Source organism: Pseudomonas sp. Kh14, assembly GCF_900291005.1.
Lineage (GTDB): Bacteria > Pseudomonadota > Gammaproteobacteria > Pseudomonadales > Pseudomonadaceae > Aquipseudomonas > Aquipseudomonas alloputida.
This window is the reverse complement of the sequence record NZ_OLKJ01000024.1, coordinates 76,390-98,271: the sequence shown is the minus strand read 5'-3', so window position 1 is coordinate 98,271 and position 21,882 is coordinate 76,390. Positions and strand designations below refer to the sequence as shown.

General features: G+C 59.5%; 31 protein-coding genes. 25 read left to right on the top strand and 6 right to left on the bottom strand.

Translation table 11 applies throughout. The features are described 5' to 3' along the window. The first annotated feature begins 19 nt into the window (after positions 1-19). Positions 20-871, top strand: coding sequence for an XRE family transcriptional regulator (locus tag FQ668_RS11525; RefSeq protein WP_144180157.1), 852 nt, complete (start codon positions 20-22; stop codon positions 869-871). Positions 872-935: 64 nt separating this feature from the next. Here the strand turns inward: FQ668_RS11525 and FQ668_RS11520 are convergent, their stop codons facing one another. Further along, the gene (locus FQ668_RS11520) at positions 936-1,229 is read right to left on the bottom strand and encodes a DUF1654 domain-containing protein (RefSeq protein ID WP_020190909.1); all 294 of its coding nucleotides are present in this window, start codon (positions 1,227-1,229) and stop codon (positions 936-938) included. Positions 1,230-1,588: 359 nt separating this feature from the next. On the opposite strand from FQ668_RS11520, the gene FQ668_RS11515 reads away from it, so the two are divergent. From FQ668_RS11515 to FQ668_RS11470, 11 genes are all read left to right on the top strand, one after another. Beyond that, complete coding sequence (locus FQ668_RS11515) at positions 1,589-1,894, top strand: hypothetical protein (RefSeq protein ID WP_144180154.1); 306 nt, start codon at positions 1,589-1,591, stop codon at positions 1,892-1,894. A 131-nt stretch (positions 1,895-2,025) separates the two neighbouring features. Further along, positions 2,026-2,409 (top strand): helix-turn-helix transcriptional regulator, encoded by a 384-nt coding sequence (locus FQ668_RS11510; protein ID WP_144180151.1) that lies wholly within the window; start codon positions 2,026-2,028, stop codon positions 2,407-2,409. 19 nt (positions 2,410-2,428) lie between these two features. After that, positions 2,429-2,767, top strand: a complete 339-nt coding sequence (locus FQ668_RS11505; protein WP_144180138.1) for a hypothetical protein — start codon at positions 2,429-2,431, stop codon at positions 2,765-2,767. Then, complete coding sequence (locus FQ668_RS11500; protein WP_108191418.1) at positions 2,764-3,261, top strand: single-stranded DNA-binding protein; 498 nt, start codon at positions 2,764-2,766, stop codon at positions 3,259-3,261. The genes FQ668_RS11505 and FQ668_RS11500 overlap by 4 nt, the downstream gene beginning before the upstream one ends. A 2-nt stretch (positions 3,262-3,263) precedes the next feature. Then, on the top strand, positions 3,264-3,425 hold the full coding sequence (locus FQ668_RS28535; RefSeq protein ID WP_178095684.1) for a hypothetical protein: 162 nt from the start codon (positions 3,264-3,266) through the stop codon (positions 3,423-3,425). Positions 3,426-3,506: 81 nt separating this feature from the next. Continuing rightward, on the top strand, positions 3,507-3,767 hold the full coding sequence (locus FQ668_RS11495) for a hypothetical protein (RefSeq protein ID WP_144180135.1): 261 nt from the start codon (positions 3,507-3,509) through the stop codon (positions 3,765-3,767). A 59-nt stretch (positions 3,768-3,826) separates the two neighbouring features. Then, on the top strand, positions 3,827-4,147 hold the full coding sequence (locus tag FQ668_RS11490; RefSeq protein WP_144180134.1) for a transposase: 321 nt from the start codon (positions 3,827-3,829) through the stop codon (positions 4,145-4,147). Continuing rightward, on the top strand, positions 4,144-4,479 hold the full coding sequence (gene tnpB / locus FQ668_RS28970; protein WP_014861582.1) for an IS66 family insertion sequence element accessory protein TnpB: 336 nt from the start codon (positions 4,144-4,146) through the stop codon (positions 4,477-4,479). The genes FQ668_RS11490 and tnpB overlap by 4 nt, the downstream gene beginning before the upstream one ends. A 63-nt stretch (positions 4,480-4,542) precedes the next feature. Continuing rightward, positions 4,543-6,078 carry an IS66 family transposase gene (locus FQ668_RS11480; RefSeq protein WP_014861581.1) on the top strand — a complete coding sequence of 512 codons (1,536 nt, stop codon included), beginning with the start codon at positions 4,543-4,545 and terminating at the stop codon, positions 6,076-6,078. 21 nt (positions 6,079-6,099) lie between these two features. Continuing rightward, on the top strand, positions 6,100-6,684 hold the full coding sequence (locus FQ668_RS11475) for a nucleotidyltransferase family protein (RefSeq protein WP_014756466.1): 585 nt from the start codon (positions 6,100-6,102) through the stop codon (positions 6,682-6,684). 33 nt (positions 6,685-6,717) lie between these two features. Further along, positions 6,718-7,077, top strand: a complete 360-nt coding sequence (locus FQ668_RS11470) for an ASCH domain-containing protein (RefSeq protein WP_080580377.1) — start codon at positions 6,718-6,720, stop codon at positions 7,075-7,077. Between the two features lie 167 nt (positions 7,078-7,244). On the opposite strand, the gene FQ668_RS11465 is transcribed toward FQ668_RS11470, so the two are convergent. Continuing rightward, positions 7,245-7,478 (bottom strand): hypothetical protein, encoded by a 234-nt coding sequence (locus tag FQ668_RS11465; protein WP_126404382.1) that lies wholly within the window; start codon positions 7,476-7,478, stop codon positions 7,245-7,247. A 124-nt stretch (positions 7,479-7,602) separates the two neighbouring features. On the opposite strand from FQ668_RS11465, the gene FQ668_RS11460 reads away from it, so the two are divergent. From FQ668_RS11460 to FQ668_RS11420, 9 genes are all read left to right on the top strand, one after another. Then, positions 7,603-8,241 (top strand): hypothetical protein, encoded by a 639-nt coding sequence (locus FQ668_RS11460; protein ID WP_144180132.1) that lies wholly within the window; start codon positions 7,603-7,605, stop codon positions 8,239-8,241. Positions 8,242-8,538: 297 nt separating this feature from the next. Then, the gene (locus FQ668_RS11455; protein ID WP_144180130.1) at positions 8,539-9,303 is read left to right on the top strand and encodes a hypothetical protein; all 765 of its coding nucleotides are present in this window, start codon (positions 8,539-8,541) and stop codon (positions 9,301-9,303) included. A gap of 11 nt (positions 9,304-9,314) precedes the next feature. Next, complete coding sequence (locus tag FQ668_RS11450; protein WP_144180128.1) at positions 9,315-10,934, top strand: DNA cytosine methyltransferase; 1,620 nt, start codon at positions 9,315-9,317, stop codon at positions 10,932-10,934. 95 nt (positions 10,935-11,029) lie between these two features. Further along, entirely contained in the window at positions 11,030-11,989 is a 960-nt protein-coding gene (locus FQ668_RS11445) for a hypothetical protein (RefSeq protein ID WP_144180126.1), read from the top strand. Beyond that, complete coding sequence (locus FQ668_RS11440; RefSeq protein ID WP_144180124.1) at positions 11,979-12,194, top strand: hypothetical protein; 216 nt, start codon at positions 11,979-11,981, stop codon at positions 12,192-12,194. Before FQ668_RS11445 ends, FQ668_RS11440 begins: the two co-directional genes overlap by 11 nt. A 345-nt stretch (positions 12,195-12,539) precedes the next feature. Beyond that, a complete protein-coding gene (locus FQ668_RS11435) occupies positions 12,540-12,749 on the top strand; it encodes a hypothetical protein (RefSeq protein WP_144180122.1) in 210 nt (69 codons plus the stop codon). After that, positions 12,746-13,144 carry a phage protein NinX family protein gene (locus tag FQ668_RS11430; protein ID WP_144180120.1) on the top strand — a complete coding sequence of 133 codons (399 nt, stop codon included), beginning with the start codon at positions 12,746-12,748 and terminating at the stop codon, positions 13,142-13,144. The genes FQ668_RS11435 and FQ668_RS11430 overlap by 4 nt, the downstream gene beginning before the upstream one ends. After that, positions 13,141-13,476, top strand: coding sequence for a hypothetical protein (locus FQ668_RS11425; protein WP_144180117.1), 336 nt, complete (start codon positions 13,141-13,143; stop codon positions 13,474-13,476). Before FQ668_RS11430 ends, FQ668_RS11425 begins: the two co-directional genes overlap by 4 nt. Positions 13,477-13,519: 43 nt before the next feature. Further along, positions 13,520-13,753, top strand: coding sequence for a hypothetical protein (locus tag FQ668_RS11420; protein ID WP_108191408.1), 234 nt, complete (start codon positions 13,520-13,522; stop codon positions 13,751-13,753). Positions 13,754-13,769: 16 nt separating this feature from the next. Here FQ668_RS11420 and FQ668_RS28530 read toward each other — a convergent pair whose 3' ends face one another. After that, positions 13,770-13,940, bottom strand: coding sequence for a hypothetical protein (locus FQ668_RS28530; protein WP_178095682.1), 171 nt, complete (start codon positions 13,938-13,940; stop codon positions 13,770-13,772). Between the two features lie 69 nt (positions 13,941-14,009). Here FQ668_RS28530 and FQ668_RS11415 point away from each other — a divergent pair, with 69 nt between their 5' ends. From FQ668_RS11415 to queD, 3 genes are all read left to right on the top strand, one after another. Continuing rightward, positions 14,010-14,507: a hypothetical protein gene (locus FQ668_RS11415; RefSeq protein WP_144180115.1), complete on the top strand. Its 498-nt coding sequence runs from the start codon at positions 14,010-14,012 to the stop codon at positions 14,505-14,507. Between the two features lie 104 nt (positions 14,508-14,611). After that, positions 14,612-14,824, top strand: a complete 213-nt coding sequence (locus FQ668_RS11410) for an AlpA family transcriptional regulator (protein WP_012053046.1) — start codon at positions 14,612-14,614, stop codon at positions 14,822-14,824. 63 nt (positions 14,825-14,887) lie between these two features. Then, a complete protein-coding gene (gene queD, locus FQ668_RS11405) occupies positions 14,888-15,244 on the top strand; it encodes a 6-carboxytetrahydropterin synthase QueD (RefSeq protein WP_003250327.1) in 357 nt (118 codons plus the stop codon). Between the two features lie 10 nt (positions 15,245-15,254). Here queD and FQ668_RS11400 read toward each other — a convergent pair whose 3' ends face one another. Further along, positions 15,255-15,737, bottom strand: a complete 483-nt coding sequence (locus FQ668_RS11400; RefSeq protein ID WP_003250325.1) for a DUF1289 domain-containing protein — start codon at positions 15,735-15,737, stop codon at positions 15,255-15,257. Positions 15,738-16,142: 405 nt separating this feature from the next. Here FQ668_RS11400 and acnB point away from each other — a divergent pair, with 405 nt between their 5' ends. Further along, positions 16,143-18,752: a bifunctional aconitate hydratase 2/2-methylisocitrate dehydratase gene (gene acnB / locus FQ668_RS11395; protein ID WP_019437438.1), complete on the top strand. Its 2,610-nt coding sequence runs from the start codon at positions 16,143-16,145 to the stop codon at positions 18,750-18,752. 175 nt (positions 18,753-18,927) lie between these two features. Here acnB and prpD read toward each other — a convergent pair whose 3' ends face one another. Continuing rightward, positions 18,928-20,412 (bottom strand): 2-methylcitrate dehydratase, encoded by a 1,485-nt coding sequence (gene prpD, locus FQ668_RS11390; RefSeq protein WP_019437437.1) that lies wholly within the window; start codon positions 20,410-20,412, stop codon positions 18,928-18,930. A 171-nt stretch (positions 20,413-20,583) separates the two neighbouring features. Next, complete coding sequence (gene prpF / locus FQ668_RS11385; RefSeq protein WP_014591656.1) at positions 20,584-21,774, bottom strand: 2-methylaconitate cis-trans isomerase PrpF; 1,191 nt, start codon at positions 21,772-21,774, stop codon at positions 20,584-20,586. Positions 21,775-21,882 lie beyond the last annotated feature (108 nt).

The following is a 21,882-nucleotide window of genomic DNA, read 5'->3' as shown; positions in this document are numbered from 1 at the left end:
AACCTTGTAGATTGCGCGAATGAAAACTACTGATCGAATCACCAAACTCGTCCTGACCCGTCGCCCACAGTTGGGCGTTCGCAATGTCAAACGCGACATCGCGAACACCTGCGGAATCAGCTATGAGGCTGTCCGCCAGTGGTTCGCCGGAGATACCGAGAACATCAAGAACGAAAACCTCGTCGCGCTAGCCGAGGGCTACGACACGACTGTTGATTGGCTTTTGTCTGGGAAGGGTGAGCCACCACGCAAAGGGGCCGCTAAGCAAGAGCAAACAAAAGAGGTTAGCGCTCCGAGTTCCGCTGCAGACGCAGTGCGAAAGATGCTTGAAAAGCACGGTAAGGGACTGACCGCTGAGGCCAGGCAGCGGATAGTCAGCGCGGTTGAACATGATCCTCAAGGCGAGAAGGAAAGCGGCTTTTTGATCGCCGCCAACCCTGCTATCAGGGGTGATATTTCCATCCCGCAGTACGACATTCGGGCGGCAATGGGTCACGGCCAAGTCCCGGCTGAATACAGCGAAATCATTAGGAACGTCGTAATAAGTGAAGATTTGCTGCGTGACAAAGGCGTGAACTACACGGCGCCTCAGTCCTTGGCCATCATCACCGGATGGGGCCAGAGCATGGAAGGTACAATCAATGACAAAGACCCTGTAATCGTTGACCGAGGCGTGAATGATTACGCAGGGGAAGGCGTTTACGTGCTCACCTGGCACGGTGACCTTCTGATTAAGCGCCTGCAGCGGAAAGACGAAGATCACCTCTGGCTGATCTCCGACAACCCTCACAACAAGGATCAGCAGGCCAGGATCGACGATGTGACAATTCACGCCAAAGTGCTACTTGTGTGGAACGCTCGCAAGGTCTGATTGATCGCAAGCCTGCGACCATTTCAGACCGTGACCGGCCCGCCAAAGCGGGCTGGATTAACTACTAAAACGGGGCCTCCTCCCCATCACTATCAACCAAGCTCACATCCTCTTCACTTTCGATCACCCGATCGTCATCCGTCGGCGCATCCCACTGAAGAAGCACCGATCCATCCTCGCAAAAACTCATCTCCAGCCCGTCAGACTCGGCTAGCAAGTCCATGATCGCGCACCAGTCCTGATCGTTGTCCGTGTCGAGGCGAGGGACGAGAACCCTCCTTCCGTGCTGCGCCAGCGGCGAGTTGATCATCGCTGAAACCCTCAAGCCCAGCCGCTCAAGGCTCGTTAGCTCTTCCATACGAACTGCTCTTTCCTGCGCCGACATCCGAAAGCTCCTACACACTGGACATCCATACAGTAAGAGAAAATTACACAAGCGTGCTTGCATTTAAAAAACAAGCATGCTTTTATAAATGCAAGTTCGCTTGCATTTGCATCGAGCTGGCAGCTCCGGCAGCCACCGCTCTTTAAAAACCAGTAGATGAGCCACCACGCGCCGAGTTAAGCCGGCCGTTGAGCCCTGGTGGACAGTACGCAACGCAGCAAGCTTCCTCGCTCGACATGTCGGCCCGCAGGTTTGCTGAGCAATACCGATTTCACTGGCTGGCCTTGGCAACAGGGCCAGACGGGAAATCAACCGCCCTGGAGGGCAACACGATGAGCTGCAACTGCATCAGCGATGCCGTGAAGCTGGTTACGGACCAGCTCGCTGAGGAGGCGCCAGGGTCAGGGCCTTTTTACATGCGCGCAGAGGGCCATAACCTTTCACTCAACATCGAGACCGGAAGGGCCAGTCGGCGATTCTGCGTAGAAGTCACCGGCCACTACATGGCGCCGAAGAAAGCTGGCGGCATGAAGCGCGTGAACAAGACCGTTTCGGTGGTCGCCAATTACTGCCCGCTCTGTGGCAAAGCATGTACCGCCGACGGAGAGGAAGAAACAACCAGCTGCGCGTCAGCCTGACGAAAACTGCCCGGTTCACCTGGTTCCCCATCACCAGGCTGCATCGGTCGTGGCGTTCGCCCTCCCCTTGGTCCGGGAGGTAGACGGCAGCGAGCATCACGACCAATGCAGCCACCCCGCAAGAGCAAATCATGGACACGATCACTATCGGCGCATGGATAGGCCACCTTGGCCGAGGCCTGGCGCCTCGCGAATTGCAATGCATCCTAGATGTCGCCCAGGGCTTCACCACCAAGGAGATAGCCAGGCACTTCGGCATCAGCGAAAGCGGTGTCGAGAAGCGTATCGGCGACGCCATGTTGAAGCTGGGCGTTGCCCGCCGGGCGGCGGCCGTAGCCGAAGCCATGCGCCGCCAGATCATCAGCCCGCTCTGCATCGCGCTGGCCGCCCTGATCACCATGCACGCGGTTATCGACGACAGCGACCCAATGCGCCGCGACCGCCGCGCGCCGGAGCGCCGCACCGCCCAAGTTCGAATCGTTCGCAAGGCCGAGGCCTTCGAGCTCCACGCCTGACCCACTGAGGACCAACCCCATGCAAGCAGCCATCCAACAAAGCCAGGACAAGCTCGAAGCCCTGCGCCAGGAAGTGATCACGGCCACCGAGGCATTCCGCGCCAAATCTCGCTTCTTTGTCACCCAAAGCGGCAACGGCTGGGCCGTCGTCTCTGCAAGCAACAACCGCGTATACGGCCGCAACACCAGCTACGCACAGGCTGTTCGCTATGCGCAGAGCCTGGAGCGCGCGATCGATGCCAAAACCCTCCCGGTAGTGGCTGTGGTGAAGGTCCGCCAGATCGGTGAAAGCGCAACACGCTGGGTGGCACTCTTAGCCTTGACGCTGATCTTGTTGGCCGGGGCGGCGTCGTCATGAGCCGCGGGGTAAACAAGGTCATCCTGGTCGGCACTTGCGGCCAGGACCCGGAGGTGCGCTACCTGCCGAACGGCAACGCCGTTACCAACCTCAGCCTGGCCACCAGCGAGCAGTGGACCGACAAGCAGTCGGGCCAGAAGGTCGAGCGCACCGAGTGGCACCGTGTGTCGCTTTTCGGGAAGGTCGCCGAGATCGCCGGCGAGTACCTGCGCAAAGGCTCCCAGTGCTACATCGAGGGCAAGCTTCAGACCCGCGAGTGGGAGAAGGATGGCATCAAGCGCTACACCACGGAAATCATCGTCGACATCAACGGCACGATGCAGCTGCTAGGCAGCCGGCCGCAGGGTCAGCAGCCAGGCCAGGTGCCAGATCGGCAACCGCAACAACGCCGGCCGGCGCGCCAGCAGCCGAACCAGCAGGCGGCGCCACCTGATCAAGACAGCTTCGACGACGACATACCGTTCGCGCCCCTTCCGTACCTCGCCGGTGCGTAGCGATGAAGCGCAGGCAGCAGGTTCACCCCACCGCCTACTACCTCGGCCGCGCATGCCGCGACAACAGCCAGTCACGCGATGCCCATCCCTATGGCTGGATGACCGTGGACTGCGGCTGGTGGCTTGCCGGCTGGCATGACCGAGACATGGAGCTTTCCGCTTGAAACGCATCACCGCGCACGTCCGGCACGACCGGCGCCAGCAGCAAATCAATTTGCCGCCCAGCGGCTTGGGAGGTACCGGCCATGGCCGAGGAGAAGACCGGAGCCGCGAAGCACTCGGCGGACTACCGCGATCGCGAAAAGAAGAAGGCCGAGAAGCTAGGTATCGAGAAGGTGTTCTTCAACATGCCTGCCGGAATCAAGGCTGCCATGGCCGCCGAGATCGAGCGCCACGGCTATGACCAGGTGCAGGAGCTTTGGCAGGACTTAGCCCTGTCGTGGATTGCCCAAGAGCCAGAAGAGCGTAAGCGTCCGGCGAATTCACCTTCCGAACTCCAGCTTTAAGGGCGATGGTGTCCGCGTATTTTTAAGCGGACGCAATCACCCTTATCGCCAGGATTTCCATGCGCCAACGAAGCTCTTATCCGAAACCCTTCAAAGCCCAGGTCGTTCAGGAATGCCTGCAACCTGGGGCGACCGTATCCAGTGTCGCCATCAGCCACGGCATCAACGCCAATGTCATCCGCAAATGGATGCCGCTCTATCGAGACCAGCCTGCAACAACCTCGCTGCCAGCCTTCGTCCCGTTAAAAGCCGCACCTAAACGGCCAGCCGAAGCGTCAGCGATCATCGAGTTGCCCATGGCCGGGCTAGTGATGACCGTCAAATGGCCAACCTCAGATCCCGAGGGCTGCGCGCAATTTATCCGGGCTGTCGCTCGATGATCCGCATCGATGCGATCTGGCTGGCCACCGAGCCGATGGACATGCGCGCCGGCACCGAAACGGCATTGGCCCGGGTGATTGCGGTGTTCGGTGCGGCGAAGCCGCACTGCGCTTATCTGTTCGCCAATCGCCGGGCTAACCGGATGAAAGTGCTGGTGCACGATGGCGTCGGCGTCTGGCTTGCCGCGCGTCGACTGAATCAAGGCAAGTTTCACTGGCCCAGCATTCGCCATGGTTGCGAAGTCGAACTCGACAGTGAACAACTCCAGGCGTTGGTACTAGGCCTGCCGTGGCAACGAGTCGGCGCAGGTGGTGTGATCAGCATGCTGTAATCGCCGGCCATTTGACTGGTCTGCTTGTCGTCGTCCTGCGCCTGCTCTGGCACAATCGGCAGCATGACTTTCTCGCCCAATCTCGATCAGATGACCCCGGAACAGCTTCGTGCCTTGGCGGCACAGGCGTTGCAGTTGCAGTCTCAGGTCGAGGCGATGAGCAGGAAGATCCAGAACGATGAAATCCTCATCGAACAGTTCAAGTTCGAAATCGCCCTGCTCAAACGCCACAAGTTTGCCAAGCGCAGCGAGCAAATCAGCCCGGCACAAGGCAGCTTGCTGGATGACCTGCTCGATACAGACCTTGAAGCTATCGAGGCAGAACTAAAACAGCTTCTTCCCGCTTCGTCACAGGCCGAGCCACGGCAATCACCCAAACGTGCACTATTGCCGCCGCAATTTCCGCGTACCGTGATTCGCCACGAGCCAGAAAACACTCTGTGCGCCTGTGGCTGCCAACTTCAGCGTATTGGGGAAGACGTCAGCGAGAAGCTGGATTACACGCCGGGCGTGTTTGCCGTCGAGCAACATGTGCGTGGCAAATGGGCCTGCCGTCAGTGCGAAACTCTGATTCAGGCGCCGGTGCCCGCGCAGGTCATCGACAAAGGTATTCCAACCGCAGGCCTGTTGGCCCATGTGATGGTGGCCAAGTTTTCCGATCACTTGCCGCTCTACCGACAGGAGAAAATCTTTGGCCGCGCCGGGCTGGCGATTGCTCGCTCGACTTTGGCCCAGTGGGTTGGACAGACCGGCGTGCGACTCCAGCCGCTGGTCGATGCGCTGCGTGAAGCTGTGCTGAAACAGGGTGTGATTCACGCTGACGAAACACCGGTGCAAATGCTTGCGCCGGGCGAGAAGAAAACCCACCGGGCTTACGTCTGGGCCTACAGCACTACGCCGTTTTCGGCACTCAAAGCTGTGGTTTACGATTTCAGCCCCAGTCGTGCAGGCGAACATGCGCGCAACTTCCTGGGCGACTGGAACGGCAAGTTGGTCTGCGATGACTTCGCTGGCTACAAAGCTGGTTTTGAGCAAGGCATCACTGAAATCGGCTGCATGGCCCACGCCCGTCGCAAGTTTTTCGATCTGCATGTTGCGAACAAAAGCCAGTTGGCCGAACAAGCGCTGCACTCGATCAGCGGCTTGTACGAGATCGAACGCCAGGCGCGGGACATGAGTGATGAAGATCGCTGGCGAATACGTCAGGAACTGGCGGTACCGATCAGCAAAACACTGCATGACTGGATGTTGGCCCAGCGCGACCTGGTGCCCAACGGATCAGCCACAGCTAAAGCCCTCGATTACAGCCTGAAACGCTGGGTAGCGCTGACGCGCTACCTGGACGATGGGGCTGTGCCCATCGACAACAACCAGGTGGAGAACCAGATACGGCCGTGGGCACTCGGACGCTCGAACTGGCTGTTTGCCGGGTCACTGCGCAGTGGCAAGCGGGCGGCTGCAATCATGAGCCTGATCCAGTCAGCGCGCATGAATGGGCATGATCCGTATGCCTACCTTAAAGATGTGCTGACGCGGTTGCCGACGCAACGGGCCAGTGAGATCGGGCAGCTACTGCCGCATCAGTGGGTATCGGCCTAGCTGCAACAAGGTGATTTCTGAGTGGACAATAGTTCGAAAATCCAAGCGATTATCTCAGATGACCCCATTCGGTGGCGGTTACTCGAAATAGTGCGCTCCTTGGGATTGCCAGACTGCTGGATCGGAGCAGGCTTTGTACGAAACGCGGTTTGGGATTATCTGCACGGGCGCGATTCATCCCCGATTTCAACAGACGTTGATGTCATCTGGTTTGATGCACAACGCTGCACACCAGAGCAAGATGAAGCCCTGGAAGCAGTTCTCAGAGGTCTAGAGCCGAACGTATTATGGTCTGTGAAAAATCAAGCGAGAATGCATGCTCAGAACGGCGATAAGCCATATCTCTCAGCGACCGACGCAATGCGCTACTGGCCAGAAACCGCAACGGCGGTAGCCGTAGCACTGCGAGAGAAAGGCTCATGCGAGGTCGCGGCGCCCTTGGGGCTTGATGATCTTTTTGACTTGATTATCAGGCCAGCGGGGAGGTTCGCCACGGAGAAAACTGCGATCTATCAAAGCCGCCTCAAGTCCAAAAATTGGGTGAAAATCTGGCCGCAGCTCAAGCTTGCGCTCGTAGCGGTACCTCCCATCCCTCCGACAAAGTAACTTAGCCGGACGCATATCTTTTAGGAGAGAACCATCAAGGCTTTATCAATTGTACGGCCCAGTGGCAGTCGAATCGCTTCTGGCCAGAAAACACTCGAAGTCCGTCGTTGGCATCCAGACTTACAACCTACCGAGGATCTTCTGATTGTCGAAAATGGGCGTTTTCTTCATGCCGACGGGGAGGAAGATGATGACGGTATTGCGGTCGCGATTGTGCGCGTAAAAGCCGTGCGTCCGTTCATCCTGGCTGACATGGAAGCAGCCTGCGCAAGTTATTTTGAAGACGGCTGGCTCGCATGGGAGTTGAGTGACATAAGACCAATATCCCCTGTTACCATCCGCGCGGCGCGGGGTATCTACGAGGTAGATTTCCTGCATACAGAAGAACCCTGAACATTGAGCAAGATGTGTTGGGCAGACGCTTACAGAAGAGCGTGCGCGCCGACTTGAACGGCCTGACGCGCCAGCTTTTTACATATCGCCAAAACTAGCGCGTCAGTTCGAAGCAGCCAGCATGGCAGAGCTTAAGCGAGAGCCTGGGTGCGAAGTGATCGACCCGTTTACTTCTTCTGCTCGGCATACACCGCAAGTCGCCAGATAATCGGCTTCTGACTGGTGTGCTGATAATGATTTTGGGCAGGAAGAGTGTGACCGCCAGCAATTGCAATTTCATCGCCGCAGTTGATGCAGTGATAAATGCCTGGCCATTCTGCCTTCTCTCCGGGCTTAAACTCCCGCTTGTAAGCATCCGAAGTGCTCTTCTTAACATCACTGTCGCGGTGATACCAAGCCATACATACCTCCTTCTGTATTGAGCCCCAACTTAATCACGGCAGGCAAATGGCCACAATGCTGTGATTTTAAACAGCCATCATGCCGCATCCGGCCACGGAGGGCGGCGCATGCATGGAGAAAGCCATGAGCAGAAAGCCAAACGCCGAAACTGCGCCGCCCAAGGTGCTGGCCTACAGCGTCGAAACAGATGACCCCGAAGAATCCACGATCCAGTTCGCCACGTCGAACGCCGCCGCAAGGCGCCAGGGCGCGGACGAGATAGGCGCTGACTTCGGCGCCGTATCCTGCCGACGTGCGCAGTGGGCCGACCAGTACGCCGGCCAGCGCTTCATCCCGGCCGAGGCCTACATCGACGCTGGCTGGTGGTTCGACTGCAACAACTGCGGAACCAGGTGCGACAGCGATGCCACGCGCTTTGATGAGGAGACTGGCGACGATATACCTCTAGATCTGATGTTCGACGGGCAAGTCGTCTACTGCTCGGCGGAGTGCAAGACAGGCCACGAGGCCGAAGTGACTGCCCGCAACGCCAGGTTCGAGGTGTTCAAGGAACGGGTCGTCGCTGCGCAGCCATTCGTCACATTCACCGAGTTCACCGGTGGATATCCACGATGCGGAGATAGCGCGAGATTCACCTTCCACGGCGCCAAGTACGGCGGATCAGTAAGCGAGGCATATGACGGTCAAGGCCTGAAGTGGTACGTGGCGCAGGACGATAAGGTCGCCTGGAACAACTTCATCGCAGAAGAAACTGACGCCTGACCCTCCGGCGCTGCCCGCCAGCGCTCATGAAGCACAGCCAGGCATAGCCATCATCGCCAGCAGTAGCGGCGTAATATTTTTGATGGCGACCGACAGTTTCACAATCAGGTCGGCGATAGAGTGCAGTAGTTCCATAAGGTGCTCCAAGCATGCAAGAGCAAACCGTTGCTCCTGTCGCACTATGCACCTTTAAAAATCCGCCTCTTCTGACCACCCTTCCTCTTGTGGGTTTCCGCCGCGCTGCCCGCCAGCGCCTTCCCCTATTCAACGATAACGCCTCCCCGGCGAGGATCCACCATGTCCAATCGAATCGTCTGCCAGTTCAGTTGCGGCGCCGCTTCGGCGGTGGCCACCAAGCTGGCCCTGGCCGAGTACGGCAGCACGCACGACGTGCAGATCATCAACGCGTTTCTCGCCAACGAGGAAGCCGACAACCGCCGGTTCGCCCAAGACTGCGAGGCTTGGTTCGGCCAGCCGATCACCGTCCTGCGTGACGAAAAGTACGGCGCCGACACCCACGAGGTGTTCCGCCGTGAGCGATACATGAAGGGCCGAACCGGCGCGCCATGCACCAAAATCCTCAAGCGCCGCTTACTCGACACTTGGAAACAGCCTGGCGACGTAATGGTGTTCGGTTACACCGCCGAAGAGGCCGATCGCCTGGAGGACTTCCGGGAGCGCAATCCAGACCGCCCAGTGATCGCCCCGCTGATCGACCGCGGCTTGGGCAAGGATGACTGTAAGGCCATCCTGCTGCGCGCCGGAATCGAGCTACCCCTGATGTACCGCATGGGCTACGACAACGCCAATTGCATCGGCTGCGTGAAGGGCGGCGAAGTCTACTTCCGGGCGATCCGCCAGGACTTCCCAGAGCAGTTCGAGGCGCTATGCGCCATCCAGGATGACCTGGGTGAAGGCTCATACCTCTTCCGCAACCGCACCACCAACGTGCGATTCTCACTTCGCGACCTGGGCGATGGCCCTGTGCGCCGCAACGAGAAACTGCCCGCCTGCTCCTTCTTCTGCGAACTGGCCGAGGCAGACATCATCGCCCGCGCCTGACCGGAGATCCTATGCCCATCACCTACGGAAGCGTCTGCAGCGGCATTGAAGCTGCGACAGAGGCCTGGCATCCGCTGGGCTGGAGTGCCGACTGGTACGCCGAGATCGAACCATTCCCCTCTGCGGTGCTTGCCTACCACTACCCGGAGACGCCGAACCACGGCGACATGACCCGCCTGGCGGCCATGGTGCTGTCCGGAAAGATCCCAGCGCCCGAAGTGCTGGTCGGTGGCACGCCGTGCCAGGCCTTCAGCGTGGCCGGCATGCGTGAAGGCCTTGCCGACCCCCGGGGCGCCCTCACCATCAAATACGTGGAGCTACTTGATGCAATTGACCATGTTCGAACCATGCGCGGCGAACCCGAGGCCGTCTGCACTTGGGAAAACGTCCCCGGCGTCCTCTCCGACAAAGGCAACGCGTTTGGCTGCTTCCTCGGCGCCCTGGTGGGCGAATCCGAAGAACTCCAACCGCCAGGGGGCAAATGGAAGGACGCTGGTTGTGTGTATGGACCCACGCGAACAGTCGCATGGCGGGTTCTGGATGCCCAATATTTCGGCCTGGCCCAACGACGCCGCCGTGTGTTCGTTGTCGCAAGTGCTAGAGCAGGATTCGATCCCCTCGAAGTACTTTTTGAGCGCGAAGGCGTGCGCCGGGATACTCCGCCGCGCCGAGGCGAGGGGCAAGACCTTACCGGCCGAGCTCCATTCGGCCCTGCACTCCAGTGCGGGTGCGGATACGTCTTCGGTTTAGACCTAGGCCAGTATGGCTGCCCAAACTGTGAGGGCGATGAAGGCCCGGCGGTTGAGGTCCTGGCCGGCGTGCCAGCGTATGGCGGTCACAGCCTGCGGGGAGAAGTCAGCCAGGCGGCCACCCTGACCGCAAAGGACACGCGCCTGGACATCGAAAGCGAGACCTTCTGCGTCGCTCCATCGCTTCGGGCACAGCCAAATGCCAGCCACCGGCTCGATTCCGATGCATACGTGACCGGCACACTGAGTTCGCGGGCCAGCGCAGGCGGCGGGCTGGGAACAGATTTCGACCTGGCGGGCGGACTGCAAGTAACTGGAACCCTCCAGGCCAACGGCAAGGCGGCAGGAAGTGCAACCCAGCAGGACGCCGAGAGCGGCATGCTGGTGGTTCACGGCACGCAAGACCCATGCGTCCTTGATGATCAGGCTTTCGCACTGGGCCGGAACAATGGCCAAGAAAACGCCCTGCTCGCCTTCAGCTGCAAGGACCATGGCGCCGACGCTGGCAGCCTGGCTCCGACGCTTCGGGCCATGGGGCACGGCGCCAGCCACCCCAACGCCGGCGGCCAGGTCGCAGTGTGCATCACTGGCGAAATCACCCATACGCTGAAGGCCGAAGGCTTCGACGCCAGCGAAGACGGTACCGGCCGTGGCCAGCCAATGGTTCAAGGGGGGGCTGGTGTTCGCCGACTCACTCCGCGCGAGTGTGAATGGCTCCAAGGCTTCCCCGGCGACCACACCCGCATCCCCTATCGCGGCAAGCCCGCCGATGAATGCCCGGACGGGCCGCGCTATAAGGCGATCGGCAACAGCAAGGCCGTGTTCGTCGTCCGGTGGATCGGGAGACGCATCGAACATCAACTCGCCCGAAAACAGATTTGACACAGCTTTCAGTCAACTGATGCTGGACGAAGTAGCACGAATGCCATCATAGTTGTACAAATAATGTCACCCGCAAAACAGATGCCAGAACAGATATGGAACTTCCAAAATTAAACAAAGAAAACAAAACCATAGAGAAAAAAATATTCTCTATAGCTATTTTTTCAGCTAACACGTGGATGACTTTGATAGCGCCTCTCGCTATTGGCCTTTTTGCCAGCAAGCTTTTCGCCAAAGAAGCGTTCACGCATGCGGAAACGACGCTATACACTATAGCAGCCGTGATACACATTGTTTTTGCGATAGTTATTTTTGTTGCCGGCAACAGAAAGTCAACCACGGTAGAAGTAGATGAAATAATACAGGAAAATAGAAAGTTCAAAGAAGAGATAATACCAAAGGCGAAGAGCCTTTACGAGATATCCAAAACACAGCAATCAGTAACTTACATGATGACTCTTGAGCTTGAAGCCATTATGGACCAAGTTAAGCAGAGATCAGCAGACTACCCGCTCAACCAGCGACTGAAAGATTGGGAAGCCGGTCTAAATAGAATTCTGTGGCACCTCGTAGAACACCGAACACAATTGTTCGACTACAAAGCGGACGCCTTTTACAACTTTGCTTTTTATATGTACAACAAGGATAGCGATGAGCTTTCAATAAAGTGGCGAAGCCATGATAACCGCCTGGAGGTTTCAAATCGGTCTTGGAAGCCAGGCTTCGGCCACGTCGGCCTAGCGTTTGTTCAAGGCGAAGCGAAAATCTGCCAAGACATTACTACAAGCTCAGAACTTTCTGATAGCTCAGCAGACGTTTCTGACAAGAAAAAGTATAGATCGTTCATTTCTATTCCGATCAAAGACTCCTACACTGTAATGGAGCCGAAGGCTGGCACCAAACCTCTAGGTGTGCTAGTATTCACCAGTAGTCATGTAAGCCAGTTCTCATGGCAACGTGACAAAATATTTACTCTGACCGTTGCTAAAATACTGTCCATGTATATAGAACGACACATAGCTTCTTGTTTAGAGGAGGGCATAAATGAAAACTAGCAAAAAACCGATGACCGCGCTTTTGATCAATCCTTCCAATCAGGAAGCTCACGGCACCCAGTCTGAGAGCCTTATTTTCGAAGACTTGATCATCCAGCATTATATGAACAGCCAGTCCCATTCATCCTTCGCGAGGGAGTGGGTTGAGCATGAGGTCGAGCAAAGCGGCGACTACTTTACAGAAGAAATATATAAAGAAGCCTAAGTTTTCACTAGAAGCCCGCTTAATGCGGGTTTCTTTTTGCCTCGCTTAAACTGCTTAGTATCAGCTCGTATAAGTCGAGTTGCAAAATAGCTATATCCCACCTACACCAACCGCCTCAACTTAGCCGCCTGATACCAGCCCTTGTCGCGACGTCCACTGCTACCTGCTGAATGGCGTCGGCATCAGCTGCATCCCCGACAGCCAGCTGCAGGCCAGCAACGAGCGCCAGCTCTCCCCGCACGAAACACAACCCGAACCTAAACCTGCACTGGCGCCTGGGCGCTGGATTGATGAGAGGTATCAGCTGTGACAGATCCTTCAGCACTCGGACGAGACATGTGGCTCATGCTCCGCCCCACTTTCGACGATGTGGCAGAGGCCAATGGGTTCTCTGGCCCCCTTGAAAAGGCGCAGCTCTGGGCCGGCTTCATGTCGGCTGCGAACGGGGCGATGTATCAACAGGTCGGCCGCGAGCAGGCCAAGATCATCAACGACGGCATCGAGGCCGCATTGGTTGATCTTGCACGTAGCAAACTGCAGGTGGTGAAGCCATGACCGACCTGATCGAAGTGAGGGTATCGAACCTAATCGGTGCGCCGCTGGACTGGGCGGTGGCCATGGCCGAAGGCTACAAGCAGGACACCGAGAACCACCTGACGATTATCAGTCCCCGGGGCGTCTTCACCAGCGTGAGCATTCGCGGCGCCTCCGAAGGCTTCGGGTTTCGACCATCCACCAACTGGGACCAGGGCGGCCCGCTGATCGACAAGCACAACGGCGGGCTGCACTACGAGGCCCACCTCGCCGACGCGAACTTCCGCTACAGCTCTGGGCCAGGCAGGACCGGTTTCTGGTGCTACGGCCCAACTGCGCTAATTGCCTTCTGTCGAGGCCTGGTCAAAGCCAAGCTCGGCGATACCGTCCAGGTGCCCAAGGAGCTGATGCCATGACCGAACAAAGCACAAAGGAATTCTACTCTGTCGATCAAGCCTCTCAGCATGCTGCTGAATGGTGCAAACGCAATCCCGCATGGTGCCGGATCTGCGATATCCCGGATATCTCCGTGTTCGAAAAAACTTACGATGAGATTCCAAAGCGCGAGCGCGCCTACTGGGAAAAGAACGGCGGCGAAGAATGCTGGCGTGAATTCGGCGCCGGAGGAACCAAGGTGCCCACCGGATTCATCTCTGGAAAGGGCGAGTTCTTCGACCACGTCCTGAAAGTGCCACTCCATCACAACATGATGATGGTGTACCGCGTCGGCAAGAGGTGGAAGCCATGATCGCCCTCGCCTACATGGCCTACCTCATCTACCGGGGGCCGCGATGAGCCGGTTCGTTGCCGTCGTGCACGGCTGGCACGTAGAGAGCAAAGGCTTCGATGTCCATGAGCTGGCCGCCAGAACAGCCCAAGGCGCCGATGACGAAGCATGTCTACTCGCAGCACGCCGTGACGCTACGTTTGACCGCACAGCCTATGTGGTGGTCGAGATCGATGACCGCGAGCATCTACCCCGGCGCCTGACCTGGCGAGAACGGCTCACTGGCCGAATCAAGTAACCCCTCCCCCTACAACTCAAGCCCGCCGACGATACCCGGCGATGAACAACGCAAGCCCAGGCACCAGCAAACCGACAGCGGTATAGCCGAAAGCAGCCTGCCCAGATGCACCTACTGCTGCAAATGCAGCACCCACCGCTATCAGCGGCGCCGCGACTAGGTAAAACGGTTTGGCTGTCTTGCCCATATCGAACCTCCTGTTTGATCAACCCTTTTATCACATGGGCCCGCCGACATGCGCGGGCGAGGACTCCCTATGTCTGCAACAGAACGATTCCACCACACCGCGAACGACTGCCTGGAGCGCCTGGCTGCCGATCTCTGGCCGGAAGCCAAGCTGGCTCTGGTCATCTACACCCCGGAAAAGCCCGAGCTCGACATCGTCCTGAAGGACAGCGGCCTCGACGTCGATGAGGTTGTGAGCACGTTGCGCCGGCGCGGAGGCCTCAGCCTCGACGGTCAAAACGTCTACAAGCGCTCGCTCTGCGACGTCATCATCGGCGCCCTTGCCATGGGCAAGATGAACACCAACCCGCCACCGGCTGACCATTGGTGCCAGGAATTCTGGGATGCCGGGCGCGCCGAGGGAGCGCTGCAGGAAGAACTGGTGCAGGCACTCCGCCTAGCTCGCAAAGAGCTGGACGCCTGCCAGCGGGTGATCCACTACGCCGGCGGCTTCGATCCAGCTTACGTCGATGATGCCCAGGCCGCGATCAAGATCACCGACGCAGTGTTGGCCAAGACCCCAGCCTAACCACCAACCTGCCGCCACCGGCGGCCTGGAGACCATGTCCCCCAACCGAGGCGACGGCACGGGCCGGCGCAGTCGGTTACCACTTCTTGGCCTGAGGAGGCTATATGGCACAGTTAGATGGAATTGATCGCCTGCTTCGCCTGCCCGATGTGCTCCGCATCACTGGCATGGGGCGCAACACCGTGTACACACGAATTAAGGAAGGAACGTTTCCAAAACAGGTTAAGATAGGACCCAAATCGGTCGCCTGGCGGCAGTCAGACATCAACCAATGGATGGCTTCACTCAACCCCAGCGACGACCAATCAGTACATTGAGCAGTACACTGAAACGTCAGATTCAGCTCAAGCCCATACCCCATCAGCTTTACAGGTCCACCAGTGGAAATTTTCAAGGAATTCACATTCGAATCGGCCCACCGCCTGCCCCACGTCCCTGAAGGGCACAAATGCGGCCGTTTGCATGGCCACTCGTTCAAGGTCGGCCTGCACCTGACCGGCCCGCTCGACCCGCACACGGGCTGGATCCGCGACTTCGCCGAGGTCAAGGCGATCTTCAAGCCGATCTATGATCAGCTGGACCACAACTACCTGAACGACATCCCCGGGCTGGAAAACCCCACCAGCGAAGTGATCGCCAAGTGGATCTGGGACCAGGTCAAGCCGCTGATGCCCGAGCTGTCCAAGGTTCGCATCCACGAAACCTGCACAAGCGGTTGCGAATACACCGGCGACTGATTCGCCCGGCTCACTGGCCCTGCGCGCTGCCCATGGCATCGCGCAGGAAGCTGGGGGCGATGTAGCGCTGGTAGTGCGCCTCTGAAAGCAGAAAGAACTCGCGATCGATCGCATCGCGCAATTGGGGCAGTTCCCAGTCACGGAACTCCGGCAGCAACACCATGCCATAGGCCTCCAGGTCACGGATCATCCGCGCCCCTCGGGCAATCAGCTGGTAAGCCCAACAATACACCGACTGCTGCTCGACAAAGCGGATGGAGCGCTGCTCCAGTTGCTGGCGCAGCAGGCCTTTGTCGAACACCTCAAGCTTGGCCATCATCACCTGCACCAGCAACTGCTCAAGGCGCAACCACACGGCGCGCTTCTGCGTGTCGTCGTAGCCGTTCCAGTTGATCACTTCGTGGTGAAAACGCTTGCAGCCACGGCACACCGTGTCTCCGTACACCGTGGAGCACAGGCCGACGCAAGGGGTTTTGATGGACTTGTTGGACATGAAAAACAACAGCTTGGCGATGGAACACAGGCCCATGTTAGCCCTTTGTCTAACCAGGGTCACTCGTTAAAGTCATGTACACCGCCTTACCTTCGGGCTTTTTTTGCCGTAGAATCATCCGGCCTTTTCAAAGGCAACAATGTCCGTTGGAAGCTGTTTTCAAAGCGTCACGAGCACAGTTGATCCGGTAGAACGGCGTTGGCCCGGGCCATGCATCCCTCGCATGCCCGCGCCAGCCCTCATCAGTCCCCGTTCTGCAGGCGTAAAACTTTGAAAGCAGCTTCTGTAAGGATTCCTTGCGACCCTGGTTGGGCGGCCCACAAAGCCGCGGCAGCGCATGGGTGCATTGAATGCTGGATAAGCGTCCCGGACCCCCTTTAGGGACCACTGATGAGGGAAATAACTGTGCTTGAAGCCTACCGCAAACACATCGAAGAGCGCGCCGCCCTGGGTATCGTTCCCCAGCCGCTGAACGCCGAACAAACTGCAGGCCTGGTCGAGCTGCTGAAAAACCCGCCGGCCGGCGAAGAAGCCTTCCTCGTAGACTTGATCACCAACCGCGTACCGCCAGGGGTCGACGAAGCTGCCTACGTCAAGGCCGCTTTCCTCTCCGCCGTCGCCAAGGGCGAAGCCAAGTCGCCACTGATCGACCGCAAGCACGCCACCGAACTGCTGGGCACCATGCAGGGCGGCTACAACATCGAAACGCTGGTCGCACTGCTGGATGACGCCGAACTGGGCGCCGTCGCGGCCGAACAGCTCAAGCACACCCTGCTGATGTTCGATGCTTTCCACGACGTGGCCGAAAAAGCCAAGGCCGGCAACACGCACGCCAAGGCCGTCCTGGACTCCTGGGCTGCCGGCGAGTGGTTCACCTCGCGCCCGGCCATCGCCGACAAGTACACCCTGACCGTGTTCAAGGTGCCTGGCGAAACCAACACCGACGACCTGTCGCCTGCACCGGACGCCTGGTCGCGCCCTGACATTCCGCTGCACGCCCTGGCCATGCTGAAAATGGCCCGCGACGGCATCGAACCGCAGCAGCCTGGTTCGGTCGGCCCGCTGGCCCAGATCGAAGCCGTCAAGGCCAAGGGCTTCCCGGTTGCCTATGTCGGCGACGTGGTCGGTACCGGTTCCTCGCGTAAATCCGCTACCAACTCGGTACTGTGGTTCTTCGGCGACGACATCCCTTACGTGCCGAACAAGCGCGCCGGTGGCTTCTGCTTCGGCACCAAGATCGCCCCGATCTTCTACAACACCATGGAAGACGCCGGCGCCCTGCCGATCGAATTCGACTGCACCAACCTGGGCATGGGCGACGTCATCGACGTTTACCCATACAAAGGTGAAGTACGCCGTCACGACAGCGACGAGCTGGTCACCACCTTCGAGCTGAAAACCGAAGTGCTGCTGGATGAAGTCCGCGCTGGCGGCCGTATCCCGCTGATCGTCGGCCGTGGCCTGACCGAAAAAGCCCGTGCCGAGCTGGGCCTGGGTGCTTCCGACCTGTTCAAGAAACCAGAGCAGCCTGCCGATTCCGGCAAGGGCTTCACCCTGGCGCAGAAAATGGTCGGCCGTGCCTGTGGCCTGCCAGAAGGCCAGGGCGTGCGCCCAGGCGCCTACTGCGAGCCAAAAATGACCACCGTCGGCTCCCAGGACACCACTGGCCCGATGACGCGCGACGAGCTGAAAGACCTGGCATGCCTGGGCTTCTCTGCTGACCTGGTCATGCAGTCGTTCTGCCACACCGCGGCCTATCCGAAGCCGATCGACGTCACCACCCACCACACCCTGCCAGACTTCATCCGCACCCGTGGCGGCGTGTCGCTGCGCCCGGGCGACGGCATCATCCACAGCTGGCTGAACCGCATGCTGATGCCTGACACCGTAGGTACCGGTGGCGACTCGCACACCCGCTTCCCGATCGGCATCTCGTTCCCGGCCGGTTCCGGCCTGGTGGCCTTCGCTGCCGCCACCGGCGTCATGCCACTGGACATGCCAGAATCGATCCTGGTGCGCTTCAAGGGCAAACTGCAGCCAGGCATCACCCTGCGTGACCTGGTTCATGCCATCCCTTACTACGCCATCCAGAAGGGTCTGCTGACCGTCGAGAAGAAAGGCAAGAAAAACGCCTTCTCCGGCCGCATCCTGGAAATCGAAGGCCTGGACGAACTGACCGTCGAGCAAGCCTTCGAGCTGTCCGACGCCTCGGCCGAGCGTTCCGCTGCCGGTTGCACCATCAAGCTGCCGGAAAAGGCCATCGCCGAGTACCTGCAGTCCAACATCACCCTGCTGCGCTGGATGATCGGCGAAGGCTACGGCGATGCCCGCACCCTGGAGCGCCGTGCCCAGGCCATGGAAGCCTGGCTGGCCAAGCCTGAGCTGCTGTCGGCCGATGCCGATGCCGAATACGCCGAAATCATCGAAATCGACCTGGCCGACGTCAAAGAGCCTGTGCTCTGCGCGCCGAACGACCCGGACGATGCGCGCCTGCTGTCTTCGGTACAAGGCGAGAAGATCGACGAAGTGTTCATCGGTTCGTGCATGACCAACATCGGTCACTTCCGCGCTGCCGGCAAGCTGCTGGAGAAGGTCAAGGGTGGCATTCCGACCCGTCTGTGGCTGGCTCCGCCAACCAAGATGGACGCTCACCAGCTGACCGAAGAAGGCTACTACGGCATCTACGGCAAGGCCGGTGCACGCATGGAAATGCCAGGCTGCTCGCTGTGCATGGGCAACCAGGCACGTGTGCAGACCGGTTCGACCGTGGTCTCCACCTCGACCCGTAACTTCCCGAACCGTCTGGGCGACGCGACCAACGTGTACCTGGCATCGGCCGAGCTGGCCGCTGTCGCTTCGATCATCGGCAAACTGCCGACCGTCGAAGAGTACATGCAGTACGCGAAAGACATCGACAGCATGGCTGCCGACGTTTACCGCTACCTGAGCTTCGACCAGATCGCCGAGTTCCGCGAAGCGGCAGCCAACGCCAAGATCCCGGTGGTCCAAGCGTAAGCTGAGTTACAGGTTGTAAACAAAGCCCCGGCAGCGATGCCGGGGCTTTGTTGTTTTGGCCTGTGCCGGCCGCTTCGCGGCTAAAGCCGCTCCTACAGGGCTCCCACGGTGTTCGAGACCTGCACATGCCCTTGTAGGAGCGGCTTTAGCCGCGAAGCGACCGGCACAGGCCACCTCATATCACAAACAAGTCGACGAACCTGTGCACAGCCGTGCCTTCCAGCTTCTGCTGGTCCTTGCACAGTTCGAAAACCTGCTGACACCGCTGCCGGGCAAAGCGGGTCGCCAGGTTGGCCCTGAACTTGGCCTCCAGCAACGGTATCCCCTCCCCCCGCCGCCGCCGATGCCCGATCGGGTATTCCACCACCACCTGCTCGGTGCTGCTGCCATCCTTGAAGAACACCTGCAGCGCGTTGGCGATCGAACGCTTGTCCGGCTCCAGGTACTCGCGACTGAAGCGCGGGTCTTCCACCACCTCCATCTTCTCGCGCAAGCGATCGATACTTGGGTGGTTGGCATGGAAGGCGTCCTCATAATGCTCGGCCACCAGATAGCCAAAGATCAGCGGCACGGCCACCATGTATTGCAGACAGTGGTCACGGTCGGCGGCATTGGCCAACGGGCCGCTCTTGGAGATGATGCGGATCGCCGATTCCTGGGTGGTGATGACGATGCGGTCGACTTCATGCAGACGATTACGCACAAGTGGATGCAGGGTTACTGCTGCCTCACAGGCAGTCTGGGCGTGGAACTCTGCAGGGAAACTGACCTTGAACAGCACGTTTTCCATCACATAGCTGCCCAACGCCTGGGGCAGGCGCAGCTCGTACTGCCCGGCGGGCTTGAGCGCCAGGTCTTTGTTGGTATGGCTGAACGAAACATCGTAGAACCCCCACTGCGACGCCGTGAGCACGCCCGGCACGCCCATCTCCCCACGCAAGGCGATGTCGGCCAGGCGTACACCTCGGCTGGAGGCATCGCCCGCAGCCCAGGATTTGCGCGAACCGGCGTTGGGCGCGTGGCGATAGGTTCGAAGGGCCTGGCCGTCAACGAAGGCGTGGGACAAGGCCGAGAGCATCTGCTCACGGTTGGCCCCCATCAGCCTGGCGCATACGGCGGTCGAGGCGACCTTCACCAGGATCACGTGATCGAGACCGACACGGTTGAAGGCGTTTTCCAGCGCCAGCACGCCCTGGATCTCATGCGCCATGACCATGGCCTTGAGCACCTCACGCATCAGCAGTGGCTTTTCACCCGCGGCAACACGCTTCTGTGACAGGTGGTCAGCCACTGCCAGGATGCCGCCAAGGTTGTCCGAGGGATGAGCCCATTCGGCGGCCAGCCAGGTGTCGTTGTAGTCCAGCCAGCGCACCGTGCAGCCAATGTCCCAGGCGGCCTTGACCGGGTCGAGGCGATAGGAGGTACCGGGGACGCGAGCACCATTCGGGACCAGCGTGCCTTCCACCTGGGGGCCAAGGAGCTTGGTGCACTCAGGGAAGCGCAAGGCGAGAAGGCCGCAACCGAGGGTGTCCATCAGGCAGTTGCGCGCGGTGTCCAGGGCCTCGCGGGATTCGACCCGGTAGCCGAGGGCGTAATCGGCCAGGGTTTGTAGCACCCGGTCGTAATCCGGGCGGTCGTTGAGGTCTACGTTGGCGCTCATATCCAGCTCCCTTCAGAATTGCCGGGGCTGCCGTGCAGCCCTTCGCGGGCTTGCCCGCTCCCACAGGTTGACCACAGCATTCAGAACCTGTGGTTACCCTGTGGGAGCGGGCAAGCCCGCGAAGGGCCGCTTGGCGGCCCCAACGAACTAAAGCCGAGCGCCAGTGGTGCGTTAGAAGCTGTCGCCAGGCACGCGAACCCAGCCCTCCATCAGCACGCGAGCACTACGGCTCATGATTGCCTTGGTTACCGTCCACTCACCATTCACCTGGCGTGCCTCGGCCCCGACCCGCAGGGTGCCCGAAGGATGACCGAAACGCACAGCGCTGCGCTCGCCCCCGCCAGCGGCGAGGTTGACCAGCGTGCCCGGAATGGCCGCCGCAGTGCCAATTGCCACCGCAGCCGTACCCATCATGGCATGGTGCAACTTGCCCATCGACAAGGCCCGCACCAGCAGGTCGATCTCAACGGCCTGCACCGCCTTGCCACTGGAGGCAGTGTAGGTGCTCGGCGGCGCGACGAACGCCACTTTCGGCGTGTGCTGACGCCCGGCAGCCTGGTCGACGTTGTCGATAAGCCCCATGCGCACGGCGCCGTAGGCGCGAATGGTCTCGAAGCGCAGCAGCGCCTGCGGATCGCCGTTGATGGCGTCCTGCAGTTCGGTACCGGTGTAGCCGATATCGGCAGCATTGACAAAAATGGTCGGGATACCGGCATTGATCAGGGTCGCCTTGAACGTACCGACCCCCGGCACTTCCAGGTCATCGACCAGATTGCCGGTGGGGAACATGGCACCGCCACCGCCGTCTTCATCGGCTGCTGGGTCAAGAAACTCCAGCTGCACCTCGGCCGCCGGGAAGGTCACCCCGTCCAGCTCGAAGTCGCCGGTTTCCTGCACTTCACCTTCAGTGATCGGGACATGGGCGATGATGGTCTTGCCGATATTCGCCTGCCAGATACGCACGGTAGCGATACCGTTGCGCGGAATACGCGCCGGGTCGACCAGGCCACTGCTGATGGCAAACGAACCGACCGCAGCGGACAGGTTGCCGCAGTTGCCGCTCCAGTCGACGAAAGCCTTGTCGATGCTGACCTGGCCGAACAGGTAGTCGACATCGTGCTCGGGTTTGATGCTTTGCGACAGGATCACCGTCTTGCTGGTGCTCGACGTGGCGCCGCCCATGCCATCGATCTGCTTGCCGTAAGGGTCGGGGCTGCCGATTACCCGCAGCAGCAGCGCATCGCGAGCGGGACCTGGAATTTGCGCCTGCTCGGGCAGGTCTTGCAGGCGGAAGAACACGCCTTTGCTGGTGCCGCCGCGGATGTAGGTGGCGGGGATTTTGATCTGGGGTACATGTGCCATTTTCTTGGGCATCCTGATAGTCCGGTGAAATACCCTGGGGCTGCCTTGCAGCCCTTTCGCGACACAAGGCCGCTCCCACAGGTACTGCGCCGCCCGTTGTGGGAGCGG